Origin of the sequence: Actinomadura hibisca NBRC 15177 (assembly GCF_001552635.1) — a bacterium.
Taxonomy (GTDB): Bacteria; Actinomycetota; Actinomycetes; order Streptosporangiales; family Streptosporangiaceae; genus Spirillospora; species Spirillospora hibisca.
This window is the reverse complement of record NZ_BCRO01000018.1, coordinates 36,517-49,542: the sequence shown is the minus strand read 5'-3', so window position 1 is coordinate 49,542 and position 13,026 is coordinate 36,517. Positions and strand designations below refer to the sequence as shown.

Sequence of the window (13,026 nt, the reverse complement as noted above, 5' to 3'; positions counted from 1 at the left end):
TACATTGCTTTCGCCGGGACCAGTCCGTCCATAGCTGGAGAAATCATGAGACGAAATGGCTGTTAGCGACCCGTCCGCCGGACGAACGGACGCGCCGGAGGCGTTCGAGCGGCGGCCCGCGAGACGGATGGCCGCGACGCTGGACGACATCGACCGCGCCATCGTCGGCGCGCTGCTGCGCGACGGCCGCATGTCGATCCGCGCGCTGGCCGAGCGGGTGCGCGTCTCGCGCGCCAACGCCTACAGCCGCCTCGACCGGCTGCTGCGCGAGGGCGTCGTCAAGGGCTTCTCGGCGCGGCTGGACCCGGCGCAGGTCGGGCTGGCGACCTCGGCCTACCTGACGCTCAAGATCGAGCAGAACTCCTGGCGCGAGGTGCGCGAGCAGTTGCGGCGGCTGCCCGCCATCCACCACTTCGCGCTGACCGGCGGCGACTTCGACGTGATCGCGCTGGTGCGGGTGCCCGACCAGGCCGCCCTGCGCGAGCTGGTGCTGTACGACCTGCACGCGATCCCGGGCGTGCGCAGCACCCGCACGCTGCTGATCTTCGACGAGTCGCCGGGCGAGCTGGCGGGCGAGTGGACGCCCGGCGAGATGCCGCCGATGTGAGCGCGGGGCCCCCGTCAGGCGTCGTAGTCCACGGTCACCGCGTCGGTGACCGGCAGCGCCTGGCAGGTCAGCACGAACCCGGCGTCGGTCTCGGCGGGGTCGAGCGCGAAGTTGCGGCGCATCGTGACCTCGCCCGCGGTGACCTTGGCGCGACAGGTGCCGCAGACGCCGCCCTTGCAGGCGAACGGCAGGTCGGGCCGCACCCGCTGGGCCCCGTCCAGCACGGTGGTCCCGGCGGGCAGCTCCAGGGTGGTGGTGCGGCTGTCGAGCACGACCGTCACGGCGCTGCCCGGCCCGGCGGGCACCGGTTCCTCGACGTGGCGCTCGGTCTCGCCGACGTAGAACAGCTCCTGGTGGACGCGCTCGTCGGGGACGTCGAAGCCCTTCAGCGCCTCGCGGGCCCCGGTGACCATGCCGTGCGGGCCGCACAACCACCAGTGGTCCACCTCGCCGACCGGCACCAGCGGCGGCAGCAGCGCCGCCAGCCGCTCGGCGTCCAGGCGGCCGGAGAACAGCTCGGCCTCGCGGGGCTCGCGCGACAACACGTGCACCAGCTCGAAGCGGGCCGGGTGGCGGTCCTTCAGGTCGGCCAGCTCGTCGGCGAACATCACGGTGCCGCTGCGGCGGTTGCCGTAGAACAGCGTGACGTGCGACCCGGCGGCCAGCGCGGACGCCGCCAGCGACAGGATCGGCGTGATGCCCGACCCGGCCGCGATCATCACGTGGCGCTCGCCGGGCAGCAGGTCGCCGGTGAACGAACCGCTGGGCGGCTGCACCTCGATCTCGTCGCCCGGCCGCACCTCGTGCACCAGCCACGACGACAGCAGCCCTCCGGGCACCTCGCGGACCCCGACGCGCGGGCGCGCGCCCGCCGGGGCGCAGATGGAGTAGGAGCGGCGCTCCTCGCGGCCGTCCACGAAGCGGCGCAGCGCCAGGGACTTGCCGGGCTGGAAGGCGTACAGGCCCGTCAGCTCGTCGGGCACGTCGAAGGTGACGGCGACCGCGTCGTCGCACAGGCGCTCCACGCGGCTCACTCGCAGCCGGTGGAAGCGGCGGTGCTCGGGCGTCTGCGCCGGTGGGGTCGTCGCGAGCGTCATCTCAGATCTCCTTGAGGTGCTCGAACGGCTCGCCGCAGGCGTCGCAGCGGCGCAGCGCCTTGCAGGCGGTGGACCCGAACGGCGACTGCTCGCGGGTGTCGGGCGAGCCGCAGCGCGGGCAGCGGGCGCGCCGGGTGGGTCCCAGCGTCAGCGGGACGGGGCCGCTCCCCCGGCGGGGCGCGGGGCCGGGTGGGGCGATGCCGGCAGCGGCGAGCTTGCGCCGCCCGGCCTCGGTGATGTCGTCGGTGCTCCACGCCGGGTGCAGCACGATGCGCACCTCGACGTCGGCGTACCCGGCGGCGTCGAGGCGGTGCACCAGGTCGTCGCGCATGGTGTCCAGGGCCGGGCAGCCGCTGTAGGTCGGGGTGATCGACACCGTGACCCGGCCGCCGTCCTCGGCGACCTCGCGCAGCACGCCGAGGTCGGCCAGGGTGAGCTGGGGCAACTCGGGGTCGGTGACGGTCTCGGCGACCGCCCGCGCGCTCGGCCTGCCCTTCCTTTCGTCGATCACCATGTCGCCTCCGGGAAGGCGCGCGCGACGCTCTGCATCTCCTCCAGCAGCGGCTCCAGCGCGGAGGTGTGCGTGCCGCGTGGGGCCGGGTCGCCTGCGACGTCGGGGATAGGAAGAGTCGCTGTTTCGAGGACGTGGGCGATGACCTGGTCGAACTCATCGCGCAGCGAGGCCGGATCGACGGCGAAGGGCTCCGACTCGACGGGATCGGCCACGAACAGCTCGGGGACGTAGGGCCACAGCTCGTCCAGGGCGCGGCGCATCCGCCGGTGGGACTCGTCGGTGCCGTCGCCCAGCCGGACCGTCCAGCGGGCCGCGTAGTCGCGGTGGTAGGCGACCTCCTTGACGCCCTTGGCGGCGATCGCGGCCAGCGTCGGGTCGGCGGAGGCGGCGAGCCGGTCCAGCAGCGCCAGCCGCCAGGTGGAGAAGACCAGCAGCCGGACGACCAGGTGCGCGAAGTCGCCGTTGGGCAGCTCGGCCAGCCGCACGTTGCGGAACTCCGCCGCCGCGCGCCGGTAGGCGAGGTCGTCCTCGTCGCGGCCGGTGCGGGCCAGCAGCACGCGGGCCTGGCCGAGCAGGTCCAGGCCGATGTTGGCGAGCGCGACCTCGTCCTCCAGCTCGGGGGCGCGGGCCACCCACTCCTGGAGCCGCTGCGACATGATCAGCGCGTCGTCGCCCAGCATCAGGCAGTAGGCCGCCAGGTCCTCGCCCGCCGGGGCCATCTCGACCCCGGCCAGCGGGTCGCTGAACCCGGTGCCGAAGGCCCAGCGGGCGTCGTTGTCCTCGGTCAGCGCGGCGTACACGTTGTCGTCGTCGTTCATATTAGATGTGCGGTACGTCGTCGGGGATGTCGTAGAAGGTGGGGTGCCGGTAGACCTTGTCGCCGCTGGGCTCGAAGAAGGCGTCCTTCTCGTCCGGGCTGGAGGCGACCAGGTGCTCCGAGCGCACCACCCAGATGCTCACGCCCTCGTTGCGGCGCGTGTACAGGTCGCGCGCGTTGTGCAGGGCGGTCTCGTCGTCGGGGGCGTGCAGCGACCCGACGTGCACGTGGTTGAGGCCCCGCTTGCCCCGGACGAAGACCTCGTACAGCGGCCAGCTCACGCGGCGGCTCCCTTCTTGCGCGCGTGGGCGGTCGCGGCCTCGCGGACCCACGCGCCCTCCTCGTGCGCGCGGCGGCGGTTGGCGACGCGCTCGGCGTTGCACGGGCCGTCGCCGGAGATGACGCGCTTCAGCTCGTCCCAGTCGGGCGTGCCGAAGTCGTGGTGGCCGCGCCCGGCGTTCCAGCGCAGCTCGGGGTCGGGCAGGGTGACGCCGAGGAACTCGGCCTGCGGGACGGTCATGTCCACGAAGCGCTGCCGCAGCTCGTCGTTGGTGTGCCGCTTGATCTTCCAGGCCATCGAGCGGGCGGTGTTGGGCGAGTCGGCGTCGGGCGGGCCGAACATCATCAGCGACGGCCACCACCAGCGGTCCACCGCGTCCTGCACGGCCGCGCGCTGGGCGGCGGTGCCGCGCACCATCGTCATCAGCAGCTCGTAGCCCTGCCGCTGGTGGAAGGACTCCTCCTTGCAGACGCGGATCATCGCGCGGGCGTAGGGGCCGTAGGAGCTGCGGCACAGCGGGACCTGGTTGCAGATCGCCGCGCCGTCCACCAGCCAGCCGATGACGCCGACGTCGGCGTAGGACAACGTCGGGTAGTTGAAGATCGAGGAGTACTTCTGGCGGCCGTCGATCAGGCGCTGGGTCAGGTCGGCGCGGTCCACGCCCAGCGTCTCGGCGGCGGCGTACAGGTACAGGCCGTGGCCCGCCTCGTCCTGCACCTTGGCCAGCAGGATCGCCTTGCGGCGCAACGAGGGCGCGCGGGTGATCCAGTAGCCCTCGGGCTGCATGCCGATGATCTCGGAGTGGGCGTGCTGGGCGATCTGGCGGACCATCGTCTTGCGGTAGGCGTCGGGCATCTCGTCGCGCGGCTCGATGCGCTGGTCGCGGGCGATGACGTCCTCGAAGGCGCTCGGGCTCATCGCGGGGTCTCCTTCGCCACCAGCGTCAGCACGTCGTACTTGGCGACCGACGCGCCGTCCTGGTTGACGACGTCGGTGTCCCAGCGCACCTCGCCGTAGTCGGCGTTCTCGCGCGGGTTGACCTGCTTGGCGGTGAGGGTGACCGTCAGCTCGTCGCCGGGCTTGACGGGGGTGAGGAAGCGCAGGTTCTCCAGCCCGTAGTTGGCCAGCACCGGGCCGGGCTCGGGCGAGACGAACAGCCCGGCGGCGAACGACACCACCAGGTAGCCGTGCGCGACGCGGCCGCCGAACAGCGGGTTGGCGGCGGCGGCCTCCTCGTCCATGTGGGCGTAGAAGGTGTCGCCGGTGAACTCGGCGAAGTGCTCGACGTCGGCCAGGGTGACCGGGCGCGGCCCGGCGGTGACCGAGTCGCCGATCTTCAGCTCGGCCAAGGACTTGCGGAACGGGTGCACGCCGTCGTCGGTGCGGTCGGCCCCGGGCGTCCAGCGGCCGGTGACGGCGGTGAGGGTCGCCGGGGAGCCCTGGACGGCGGTGCGCTGCATCAGGTGCAGGATCGCGCGGACGCCGCCCAGTTCCTCGCCGCCTCCGGCGCGTCCGGGGCCGCCGTGCACCAGCGCGGGCATCGGCGAGCCGTGCCCGGTGGACTCCTTGGCGGCGGTGCGGTCCAGCACCAGCAGGCGGCCGTGCCAGGGGGCCGCGCCGAGCACGACCTCGCGGGCGAACGCCGGGTCCTCGGTGACCACCGAGCCGACCAGGCTGCCCTGGCCGCGCGCGGCGTAGTCCACGACCTGCTCGGCGGAGTCGTACGGCATCAGGGTGCTGACCGGGCCGAACGCCTCGACCTCGTGCGGTTCGGGACGCTCGGGGTCGCCCAGCAGCAGCACCGGCGACACGAACGCGCCCAGCTCGGCGTCGGCTCCGACGGCCTCGACGCGGTCGGGGTCGCCGAACAGGACCTCGCCGCCCAGCGCCTTGAGCGAGCGGCGGACCTCCTCGCGCTGCTGGCGGCTGACCAGCGGGCCCATCCGCACGCCCTCGGCGGCCGGGTCGCCGACCACCACGTCCGCCAGCCTCGCCCGGACGGCCTCGGTGACCTCGTCCAGCCGGTCGCGCGGCACGAACGCGCGGCGGATCGCGGTGCACTTCTGGCCCGCCTTGACGGTCATCTCGGTGACCAGCTCGTTCACGTACAGGTCGAGGTCGCCGTCGGGGCCGAGGATCGCGCAGTTGAGCGAGTCGGCCTCGGCGTTGAAGCGCACCGCGCGCTCCAGCAGGCGCGGGTGGGCGCGCAGGCGGCGGGCGGTGTCGGCCGAGCCGGTGAACGACAACACGTCCTGCTCGGTGAGGTGATCCAGCAGGTCGCCGGGGTCGGCGCAGGCGAGCTGGACCGCGCCCTCGGGCAGGATGCCGGACTCCACGATCAGCTCGACCAGCCGCGCGGTCAGGTAGGCGGTCTGCGGCGCGGGCTTGATCAGCGACGGCAGGCCCGCGACGAACGCCGGGGCGAGCTTCTCCAGCGGGCCCCAGACGGGGAAGTTGAAGGCGTTGATCTGCACCGCGACGCCGTGCAGCGGGGTGTGCACGTGGCGGCCGAGGAACGCGCCGGTCCTGCCCAACGGCTCGACCTCGCCGTCCACGTACAGGGTGGCGTTGGGCAGCTCGCGGCGGCCCTTGCTGGAGTAGGCCAGCAGGGTGCCGAGGCCGCCGTCCACGTCGATGCGGGAGTCCGCGCGCGTCGCGCCGGTGTGCGCCGACAGCGCGTACAGCTCCTCGCGGTGCTCGCGCAGGTGGGAGGCCAGGGCCTTCAGCAGCGCGGCGCGCTGGTGGAAGGTCAGCTCCCGGAGGGCCGCGCCGTGGCGGCGGCCGTACGCCAGGGCGGCGGCGTAGTCGGCGCCCTCGGCCGAGAACCGGGCGACCTCCGCGCCGGTGACCGCGTCGTGGAGCGGAACACCCTGGTCGGAGGGGGTGTGCCAGGCCCCCGCCAGGTAGCTGCGCAACGGGCTCATGGGCTGGACCTCCCGAATTACTGACCGTCCGTTCGGTAGAAAACGCTAACACGGGGCGGCCCGGCTGAAAAGGGGTCGGCCGGCGGCCGGGAGTGGGTCAGGGGCGGTGGCGCAGGCCCTCGAAGGCGGCGGTGCAGACCATCGCGGCCAGCGCCTCGGCGTCGATGCCGCCGCCGGGCCGGTACCACTCGATCAGCGAGTTGACGGTGCCGAACAACAACCGCGCCCCGATCGCCGGGTCGATGTCGGGGTGCAGGTCGCCCTCCTCGGCGGCGCGCGCCATCAGCGCGGCCACCAGGTGGTCGAACTCGCGGCGGCGCTCCAGGGCCGCGCGCTCCACCTCGGTGTTGCCCCGCACCCGCAGCAGCAGGGTGACGAACGGCAGCCGCTCGGCCAGGACCCGGACGCTGGCGCGCACCAGGGACTCCAGCCGGTCGATGGCCGGGCCGTCCAGTTCGGCGGCGCGGTCGGCGGCCTCGAACAGGCCGTCCAGCGCCCGGTCCACCGCCAGTTCGAGCAGGCCCTCCTTGCTCGGCACGTGGTAGTAGATCGCCGACTTGGTGATGCCCAGCCGCTGCGCCAGCGCCTCCATGCTGGCGGCCTCGTAGCCGCGCTCGTTGAACAGTTGGACCGCGACCGACAGCAGCGTGTCCAGGTCGTATCCGGGGCGGCCGCGGCGGACCGGCTGTTTGGCTGGCACGCCCCGAGTATCCCAGCGCCGGGCCGGTGGGAACGACCGGGCGATCATGCGCGTCCGTATGATCGACGGCGCACGTCCCCCCGGAGGAGCCCGCATGGCGTTTCACTTGCATCGAGGCGGCAGCGTGCCGCTCCCCCCGGCCGCCGGGGAGGGGAGGCTGGCGGTCCGCCTGGGACGGCGGCGCGGCCCGGACCTCGCGGTCGGCGCGCTGGTGGTCGACGAGCAGGGCCGGGCCCTGTCGGACCGGTCCTTCGTGCACGCCGGGCGGCGGGAGAGCGCCGACGGCGCGGTCCGGCTGGCGGACCCGGACGGCACCGGGTTCACGATCGACCTGGCGCTGCTGCCCGCCGAGGCGGCGGGGGTGCGGTTCGCCGCCACCGCCCAGGTGCCGTCCGGCCCGTGCCGCTCGGTCGGCGACGCGCAGGGCCCCTACGTCCAGGTCTCCCTGGAATCCGACGACGAATCCGACGGCGAGGATCTGGCCCGTTACGAACTGGAGGAGGACCTCCCCGCCCGCAGCTCGGTGGTCATCGCCGAGCTGTACCGGCGCGCCGGAGGCTGGCGGTTCCGCGCCCTGGGCCAGGACTGCACCACCGACCTGCACGGCATCGCCCACCGGCACGGGGTCACCGTCCGGACCTGACCGGCGGGCCCGCCGGTGGCATGGTGGAAGGCGGCGTTCCGGCCGAGACGGTGAGGTGAGCGGTGTTCGATCGACTGCGGCAGATCATCGACGCCCGCGCGGTGGACCCCGGCGCGGTCGCGGCGGCGGCCGCCCGCCGGTCGCGGGCGGTGTCGGTGCTGGGCGACCACGGCCGCGCCATGATCATCGCGGCGGACCACCCGGCCCGGGGCGCGCTGGCGGTGGGCGGCGACCCGCTCGCCATGGCCGACCGGGGCGAGCTGCTGCGCCGGTTGTGCGTGGCGCTGGAGCGGCCCGGCGTCACCGGCGTGCTCGGCACCGCCGACGTGCTGGAGGACCTGCTGCTGCTCGGCGCGCTGGAGGGCAAGGCGGTGTTCGGGTCGATGAACCGGGGCGGCCTCGCCGGGTCCGCCTTCGAGGCCGACGACCGCTTCACCGGCTACGACGCCCAGGCCGTGGCCGGGATGCGGTTCGACGGCGGCAAGATGTTGTTGCGGATCGTGCCGGAGGACGCCGACACCGCCTTCACGCTGGCGGGCGCGGCGCAGGCGGTCAACGAGCTGGCCGACCGGGGGCTGACCGCGCTGGTCGAGCCGTTCTGGGCGGCCTGGGAGGACGGGCGGCTGCGCAACGACCTGTCGGCCGAGGCGGTGGTCCGCTCGGTCGCGGTCGCCTCCGGCCTCGGCCGCACCTCGGCCTACACGTGGCTGAAACTGCCGGTCGTGGCGGGGATGGAGCGCGTCCTCGCCGCCACCACGCTGCCGGTCCTGCTGCTGGGCGGCGAGGTTTCCGACACTGACGCCGCCTTCGCCTCCTGGGCCAAGGCCCTGGACTCCCCGCAGGTGCGGGGGCTGGTGGTGGGCCGTTCCCTGCTCTACCCGCCCGGCGGCGACGTGGCGAACGCGGTGGACCGCGCCGTCGCCCTGCTGTAGGCGGTCCACCGCGTCGCCGGACGCGTCGTCACTTCCGGCGTCGTCACTTCCGCTGGTCGGCGGCGGGGGTCACGGTCTCCTCGCGGACCGCGAACTCCTTCTTCTCCTCGTCGTCGAAGCCGCGGGTGTCGCGGGGCTCGACGTAGGGCTCGGCGTCCTCGGGCAGGCCCCCGGCGATGGCGCGGCCGCGTTCCAGTTCGGCGTTGACCTCCGCGCCCAGCAGGATCGCCAGGTTGGAGATCCACAACCAGACCAGGAAGACGATGACGCCCGCCAGGCTGCCGTAGGTCTTGTTGTAGGAGCTGAAGTTGGCCACGTAGAACGCGAACCCGGCCGACGCCGCCAGCCACAGCAGCAGCGCCAGCACGCCGCCGGGGGTGACCCACTTGAAGCCGTGCTTGGCGTTGGGCGAGGCCCAGTACAGCAGCGAGAACAGGAAGCTGGCCACCAGCAGCAGCACCGGCCACTTGGCGATGCTCCACACGGTGACGGCCTCCGAACCGAAGCCGAGCAGGTCGCCGACCTGGCGCGCGATCGGGCCCGACACCACCACGGCGACCGCGGACACGGCCAGCAGCAGCAGCGTGACCAGCGTGACGCCGACGCGCAGCGGCAGCGTCTTCCAGATCGGACGCCCCTCGGGCACGTCGTAGATGGTGTTGGAGGCGCGCATGAACGCGCCCACGTAGCCGGAGGCCGACCAGATAGCGGCCAGCAGACCGATGATCGCGACCAGGCCCGCGCCGCCCGCGCCGCGCTGGAGCTCGGTGAGGGCGTTGGTCAGCACCTGCTTGACCGAGCCGGGCGCGACCTCGCCCACGTTGGTGATCAGGTCCTGCGACAACGACTTGCCGCCCAGGCCCACCAGCGACACCACCACGAGCATCGCCGGGAAGATCGACAGCACGCCGTAGTAGGTCAGCGCCGCCGCCCAGTCGGGCAGGGAGTCGTCCTTGAACTCGCCGAACGACCGCTTCACCGCGTCCCACCATGATTTCGGGGACAGCTGGGTCGGGGCTTCGGGGCTGCTCTTCTTCTTGATCTTGCTCATCACGGTGTCCCTGGGGGCCGGGCGGGCGGTGCTCGCGGGGGGGGTGGTCGGTCAGTCGTCGCCGGGCCAGTGGCCGGTCGTCTTGCGGACGGCCTGGGCGCCCGACCGCTGGACGGCCGCCTTCACCAGGCCGAAGATGGCGCCCTGCACGGTCGCGGCGACCAGGACCTCGCGCCAGGAGTAGTTCTGGTCGTCGGCGTCGGGCGCGTCGTCCTGGCCCGCGGCCCGCTTCCAGACCTGCTTGAACACCATGCCCGCCAGTTGGGCGGCGACCACGCTGATGAGGATCGACAGCGGCTTGTAGAGCAGTTTCATGCCAGAGCAGGTTCCCCGTAGGGCGCGCTTAAACGGCCGGACGGCGGCGATTCGCGTCTCCGCCCCTGATCATCGGGGGTTTCGGGTGGGCGCGGGCCGTCCGGAATCGGCGGGTTCGGGGACGGCGAGATCGCCCGCCGCGCGCAGCGCGTGGCCGACGCCGCCCCGGAACGCCTCCTCGGCGCGCTGAGCGTCGTCGGCCAGCCGCCGGATCTCCGCGCGGGCCAGGTCGTCGCGGACGGTCCCGGCCAGCAGGTCGCGGTGCCGGGCGTTCTGCTCGGGGACGCGCTGGAGCACCTGCCACTCGTGGTAGGCGTCGTCGGCGTCGCGGACCCGGCGGGCGTAATCTTCCAGGGCCTCCACCCGTCCGGTGACCGAGCGGACCGACAGGGCCAGGGCGCGGCGTTGCGGTTCCAGCAGGGCGCGGACCTCGGCGCTGAGCCGTCCCGGCTGCTGGGCGCGGTGCTCGCGGCGCAGCCGGGTGTGCTCGGCCAGCGCCCCGGCGATCGCCCACTCCTCGCGGGGCAGCAGCACCGCGTTGTCGACGGCGTCCAGCAGCCCGGCGCGGTACGACTGGGAGCCCAGCACCGCGTCGACGGCGCGCTGGGCGCGGCCCAGCAGCCGGGACGCGGGGCGGTCGAAGTCGGCGGGCAGCAGGTAGCGGCCGTGCAGTTCGCGGGCGGCCCGCGCGGCGGCCGGTTCGCGCAGGTGGCGCACCGCTCCGGCGGCCCACGCGGCGAAGCTCGCCGCCGCCAGCGCGGCGGCCGCCTCGTCCTGGCCGAGCAGCAGCAGCACGACCTGCACCGCCGGGGTCAGCAACATCGCCAGCAGCGGCAATCTCCCCCAGCGCGTGACGCCGCCCATCAGGTCGTCGTCGTCCAGCGAGGCCAGGAAGAACACCCGGAACCAGCCGCCGGGCAGCACGCCGTAGAAGAGGGCGAACAGCGGGATCCACACCGCCCGCGCGGCGATGGTCGCGGCGCCGACGTGCGGGCGCGGGGGCGCGGGCAGGCTCGCGGCGACCAGCAGTTCGGGGGCGGCGGCCAGCAGGGCGCGGTCACCGGCCGGGAGGCAGGGGTCGAAGACGGGCCGGGGGCGTCCGCTGTCGGTCATTGGCTCTCCCGCTGCTGCAAGAAACCGCTAACCCAAGGGTCATCTCGTGCCTATCACGGTAAAAGGGCACGCTCCAGGAGTCAGCGCGAATCCTCATCGCCGAACCCGCCGAACCCGCCGGGCGCGCCGCGCAGCAGCCGGTCGCCGGTGCCGGTGCGGGCGTACAGCACCGACCGCCCGGTGCGGGCCTTGGCGACCAACCCCGCGCCGTGCAGCACCGCCAGGTGTTGGGAGACCGCGCCGGGCGTGACGCCGAGGCGGCGGGCCAGGTCGGTGGTGGAGGCGGGCCGGTCCAGGCAGCCCAGGATCTGCGCCTTGGGGCGGCCGAGCAGGGCGGCCAGCACGCCGGGCGGGGGCGGCGGCGCGGTCTCCCAGACCGTGGCGATGCCGCGCGCGGGGTACAGCACGGTGGGCGGTTCGTCGGGGTCGAGCGGAAGGCCGGGCGTCTTGACGAACAGGGCGGGCATCAGGCACACGCCGCGCCCGGTGACGGGGATCGTCAGCTCGCGGTGCGGATAGGACAACTCCAGCCGGAGCATCCCGTCGCGCCAGCCGATGGTGCGGTGCAGGTCGGCGAACAGCAGCCGCGCGCCGCCCCGGGTGAGCTGCTGGGCGCGGTAGAGCATGTCGGCCTCCAGGACGCCGCGCATCCGGGGCCAGTGCGGTTCGAGCGCGACGCTCCAGTAGTCCTGGAGGAGTTCGGCGAGGCGGTCGCGCAGCAGGGCGGGCCGGGCCAGGCCGCCGGCCAGGACGGGCGGGACGGGCCGCCCCTGGAGCGCGGCGCGGACGTCGGCGGCGACCTTGGCGGGCGGCACGGCCCGGACGCGTTCCAGCTCGGCGGCGAACTCGGCGACCGGCTCGGCGGGGCGGGCGGTGAGGAAGTCGGGGACGGCGCGGTGCGCGCCGACCAGCGCCAGCAGCGGGCCGATGTCCAGGTCGCCGAGCGCGGCGCGGGCCTGCCGGAGCCAGGGCAGTTGCAGCACGTAGTAGCCGGGCAGCAACCACACCCGCAGGCTCAGCACCGTCTCGGCGAGCGCGGAGACGGCGAAGCGGGTGTCGGCGAGGTCCTCCACGCCGAGGCGCAGCTCGATCATTGAGCCCCAGCCTAAATCGCTGCCCGGATCGGGGCAGAGGGGGTGGACTGGCGGACATGACCGCCGCACTCGCCGTGATCTTCGCCGGGGTGCTCCACGCGACGTGGAACGCCATCGCCAAGGGCGCCGCCGACCGCTGGGCGTCGGTGGCGCTGATCGGCCTCGGGCAGTCGGCGCTGGTGCTGCCGCTGCTGCCGTTCGCCGACCCGCCCGCGCCCGCCGCCTGGCCGTGGCTGCTCGCCTCGGTGGCGGTGCACCTCGGCTACATGGCCCTGCTGCTGACGTCCTACCGGCTGGGCGACTTCAACCAGGTGTACCCGCTGGCCCGGGGCAGCGCGCCACTGCTGGTGGCGCTGGTCGCGGCGGTGTTCCTGGGCGAGCGCCTGACCGCCGTGCAGTTCGCGGGCGTGGCGGCGGTGTGCGGCGGGCTCGGCGTGCTGGCGTTCGCCGGGACGGTGCGCGGCGGCGCGCGCCGCAATCCGCGCGCGATCGGCGCGGCGCTGCTGACCGGCGGTTCGATCGCCGCCTACACGCTGCTGGACGGCGTCGGGGTGCGGGCCGCCGAGGGCGCGGTGTCCTACACGGTGTGGCTGTTCGGGATCGAGGCCCCGCTGACGTTCCTGGGGATCTGGGCGGTGCGGCGCGGCGGGCTGCTGCGGGGCCTGGACCGACGGCAGTGCGCGCTGGGCCTCGCGGGTGGGCTGTTCGCGCTGGCCGGGTACGGGATCGTGTTGTGGGCGCAGACGCGCGGGACGCTGGCGTCGGTGGCGGCGCTGCGCGAGACCGGCGTGATCTCGGGCGCGATCATCGGGGCGGTGTTCTTCGCCGAGAAGATGGGCGCGCAGCGGATCGCGGCGGCCTGCGTGGTGGCCACCGGCGTCCTGCTCATCACCGCGCACTGAGTCGGCGGAGCCAGCGTCGCGCGCTGGGACGGACGCC

The 13,026-nt window shown here is 74.1% G+C and carries 15 protein-coding genes; 4 read left to right on the top strand and 11 right to left on the bottom strand.

What is annotated here, in order from left to right:
• The first annotated feature begins 127 nt into the window (after nucleotides 1-127).
• Nucleotides 128-607, top strand: coding sequence for an Lrp/AsnC family transcriptional regulator (locus tag AH6_RS08310; RefSeq protein WP_067476272.1), 480 nt, complete (start codon nucleotides 128-130; stop codon nucleotides 605-607).
• A 14-nt stretch (nucleotides 608-621) separates the two neighbouring features.
• Here the strand turns inward: AH6_RS08310 and paaE are convergent, their stop codons facing one another.
• The 7 genes from paaE to AH6_RS08275 all read right to left on the bottom strand — a co-directional run bounded on the left by paaE (nucleotide 622) and on the right by AH6_RS08275 (nucleotide 6,939).
• Nucleotides 622-1,704 (bottom strand): 1,2-phenylacetyl-CoA epoxidase subunit PaaE, encoded by a 1,083-nt coding sequence (gene paaE / locus AH6_RS08305; protein ID WP_067476271.1) that lies wholly within the window; start codon nucleotides 1,702-1,704, stop codon nucleotides 622-624.
• Nucleotide 1,705: 1 nt separating this feature from the next.
• Nucleotides 1,706-2,218 carry a 1,2-phenylacetyl-CoA epoxidase subunit PaaD gene (gene paaD / locus AH6_RS08300; protein ID WP_067476270.1) on the bottom strand — a complete coding sequence of 171 codons (513 nt, stop codon included), beginning with the start codon at nucleotides 2,216-2,218 and terminating at the stop codon, nucleotides 1,706-1,708.
• Nucleotides 2,212-3,036 (bottom strand): 1,2-phenylacetyl-CoA epoxidase subunit PaaC, encoded by an 825-nt coding sequence (paaC, locus tag AH6_RS08295; protein ID WP_067476268.1) that lies wholly within the window; start codon nucleotides 3,034-3,036, stop codon nucleotides 2,212-2,214. Before paaC ends, paaD begins: the two co-directional genes overlap by 7 nt.
• Before the next feature lies 1 nt (nucleotide 3,037).
• Complete coding sequence (paaB, locus tag AH6_RS08290; RefSeq protein ID WP_157431340.1) at nucleotides 3,038-3,316, bottom strand: 1,2-phenylacetyl-CoA epoxidase subunit PaaB; 279 nt, start codon at nucleotides 3,314-3,316, stop codon at nucleotides 3,038-3,040.
• Complete coding sequence (gene paaA, locus AH6_RS08285; protein ID WP_067476255.1) at nucleotides 3,313-4,233, bottom strand: 1,2-phenylacetyl-CoA epoxidase subunit PaaA; 921 nt, start codon at nucleotides 4,231-4,233, stop codon at nucleotides 3,313-3,315. The genes paaB and paaA overlap by 4 nt, the downstream gene beginning before the upstream one ends.
• Nucleotides 4,230-6,239: a phenylacetic acid degradation bifunctional protein PaaZ gene (gene paaZ / locus AH6_RS08280; RefSeq protein ID WP_067476252.1), complete on the bottom strand. Its 2,010-nt coding sequence runs from the start codon at nucleotides 6,237-6,239 to the stop codon at nucleotides 4,230-4,232. Before paaZ ends, paaA begins: the two co-directional genes overlap by 4 nt.
• Before the next feature lie 97 nt (nucleotides 6,240-6,336).
• Nucleotides 6,337-6,939: a TetR/AcrR family transcriptional regulator gene (locus AH6_RS08275; RefSeq protein ID WP_067476249.1), complete on the bottom strand. Its 603-nt coding sequence runs from the start codon at nucleotides 6,937-6,939 to the stop codon at nucleotides 6,337-6,339.
• A gap of 46 nt (nucleotides 6,940-6,985) precedes the next feature.
• Here AH6_RS08275 and AH6_RS08270 point away from each other — a divergent pair, with 46 nt between their 5' ends.
• Together AH6_RS08270 and AH6_RS08265 are read left to right on the top strand one after the other, a co-directional pair.
• Nucleotides 6,986-7,582, top strand: coding sequence for a TerD family protein (locus tag AH6_RS08270; RefSeq protein WP_083982429.1), 597 nt, complete (start codon nucleotides 6,986-6,988; stop codon nucleotides 7,580-7,582).
• Nucleotides 7,583-7,644: 62 nt separating this feature from the next.
• Nucleotides 7,645-8,514 (top strand): Cgl0159 family (beta/alpha)8-fold protein, encoded by an 870-nt coding sequence (locus AH6_RS08265; protein WP_067476244.1) that lies wholly within the window; start codon nucleotides 7,645-7,647, stop codon nucleotides 8,512-8,514.
• Nucleotides 8,515-8,557: 43 nt separating this feature from the next.
• On the opposite strand, the gene AH6_RS08260 is transcribed toward AH6_RS08265, so the two are convergent.
• From AH6_RS08260 to AH6_RS08245, 4 genes are all read right to left on the bottom strand, one after another.
• A complete protein-coding gene (locus AH6_RS08260) occupies nucleotides 8,558-9,565 on the bottom strand; it encodes a YihY/virulence factor BrkB family protein (RefSeq protein WP_067476241.1) in 1,008 nt (335 codons plus the stop codon).
• Between the two features lie 51 nt (nucleotides 9,566-9,616).
• A complete protein-coding gene (locus AH6_RS08255) occupies nucleotides 9,617-9,880 on the bottom strand; it encodes a DUF4235 domain-containing protein (RefSeq protein WP_067476238.1) in 264 nt (87 codons plus the stop codon).
• A gap of 69 nt (nucleotides 9,881-9,949) precedes the next feature.
• Nucleotides 9,950-10,993 (bottom strand): hypothetical protein, encoded by a 1,044-nt coding sequence (locus AH6_RS08250; RefSeq protein WP_067476231.1) that lies wholly within the window; start codon nucleotides 10,991-10,993, stop codon nucleotides 9,950-9,952.
• A gap of 80 nt (nucleotides 10,994-11,073) precedes the next feature.
• Entirely contained in the window at nucleotides 11,074-12,087 is a 1,014-nt protein-coding gene (locus AH6_RS08245) for a helix-turn-helix domain-containing protein (RefSeq protein WP_067476228.1), read from the bottom strand.
• A gap of 56 nt (nucleotides 12,088-12,143) precedes the next feature.
• Between AH6_RS08245 and AH6_RS08240 the strand changes: the two genes are divergently transcribed.
• Nucleotides 12,144-12,989, top strand: coding sequence for an EamA family transporter (locus tag AH6_RS08240; RefSeq protein ID WP_067476222.1), 846 nt, complete (start codon nucleotides 12,144-12,146; stop codon nucleotides 12,987-12,989).
• Nucleotides 12,990-13,026: the final 37 nt, after the last annotated feature.

Bases quoted from the DNA above. Each gene is read 5' to 3' on its own strand.
- AH6_RS08245 (WP_067476228.1), bottom strand. From the start codon at position 12,087: ATGATCGAGCTGCGCCTCGGCGTGGAGGACCTCGCCGACACCCGCTTC.
- paaE (WP_067476271.1), bottom strand. From the start codon at position 1,704: ATGACGCTCGCGACGACCCCACCGGCGCAGACGCCCGAGCACCGCCGC.
- AH6_RS08250 (WP_067476231.1), bottom strand. From the start codon at position 10,993: ATGACCGACAGCGGACGCCCCCGGCCCGTCTTCGACCCCTGCCTCCCG.
- paaC (WP_067476268.1), bottom strand. From the start codon at position 3,036: ATGAACGACGACGACAACGTGTACGCCGCGCTGACCGAGGACAACGAC.
- AH6_RS08240 (WP_067476222.1), top strand. From the start codon at position 12,144: ATGACCGCCGCACTCGCCGTGATCTTCGCCGGGGTGCTCCACGCGACG.
- paaA (WP_067476255.1), bottom strand. From the start codon at position 4,233: ATGAGCCCGAGCGCCTTCGAGGACGTCATCGCCCGCGACCAGCGCATC.
- AH6_RS08255 (WP_067476238.1), bottom strand. From the start codon at position 9,880: ATGAAACTGCTCTACAAGCCGCTGTCGATCCTCATCAGCGTGGTCGCC.
- AH6_RS08310 (WP_067476272.1), top strand. From the start codon at position 128: ATGGCCGCGACGCTGGACGACATCGACCGCGCCATCGTCGGCGCGCTG.
- paaD (WP_067476270.1), bottom strand. From the start codon at position 2,218: ATGGTGATCGACGAAAGGAAGGGCAGGCCGAGCGCGCGGGCGGTCGCC.
- AH6_RS08260 (WP_067476241.1), bottom strand. From the start codon at position 9,565: ATGAGCAAGATCAAGAAGAAGAGCAGCCCCGAAGCCCCGACCCAGCTG.
- paaZ (WP_067476252.1), bottom strand. From the start codon at position 6,239: ATGAGCCCGTTGCGCAGCTACCTGGCGGGGGCCTGGCACACCCCCTCC.
- AH6_RS08270 (WP_083982429.1), top strand. From the start codon at position 6,986: ATGCGCGTCCGTATGATCGACGGCGCACGTCCCCCCGGAGGAGCCCGC.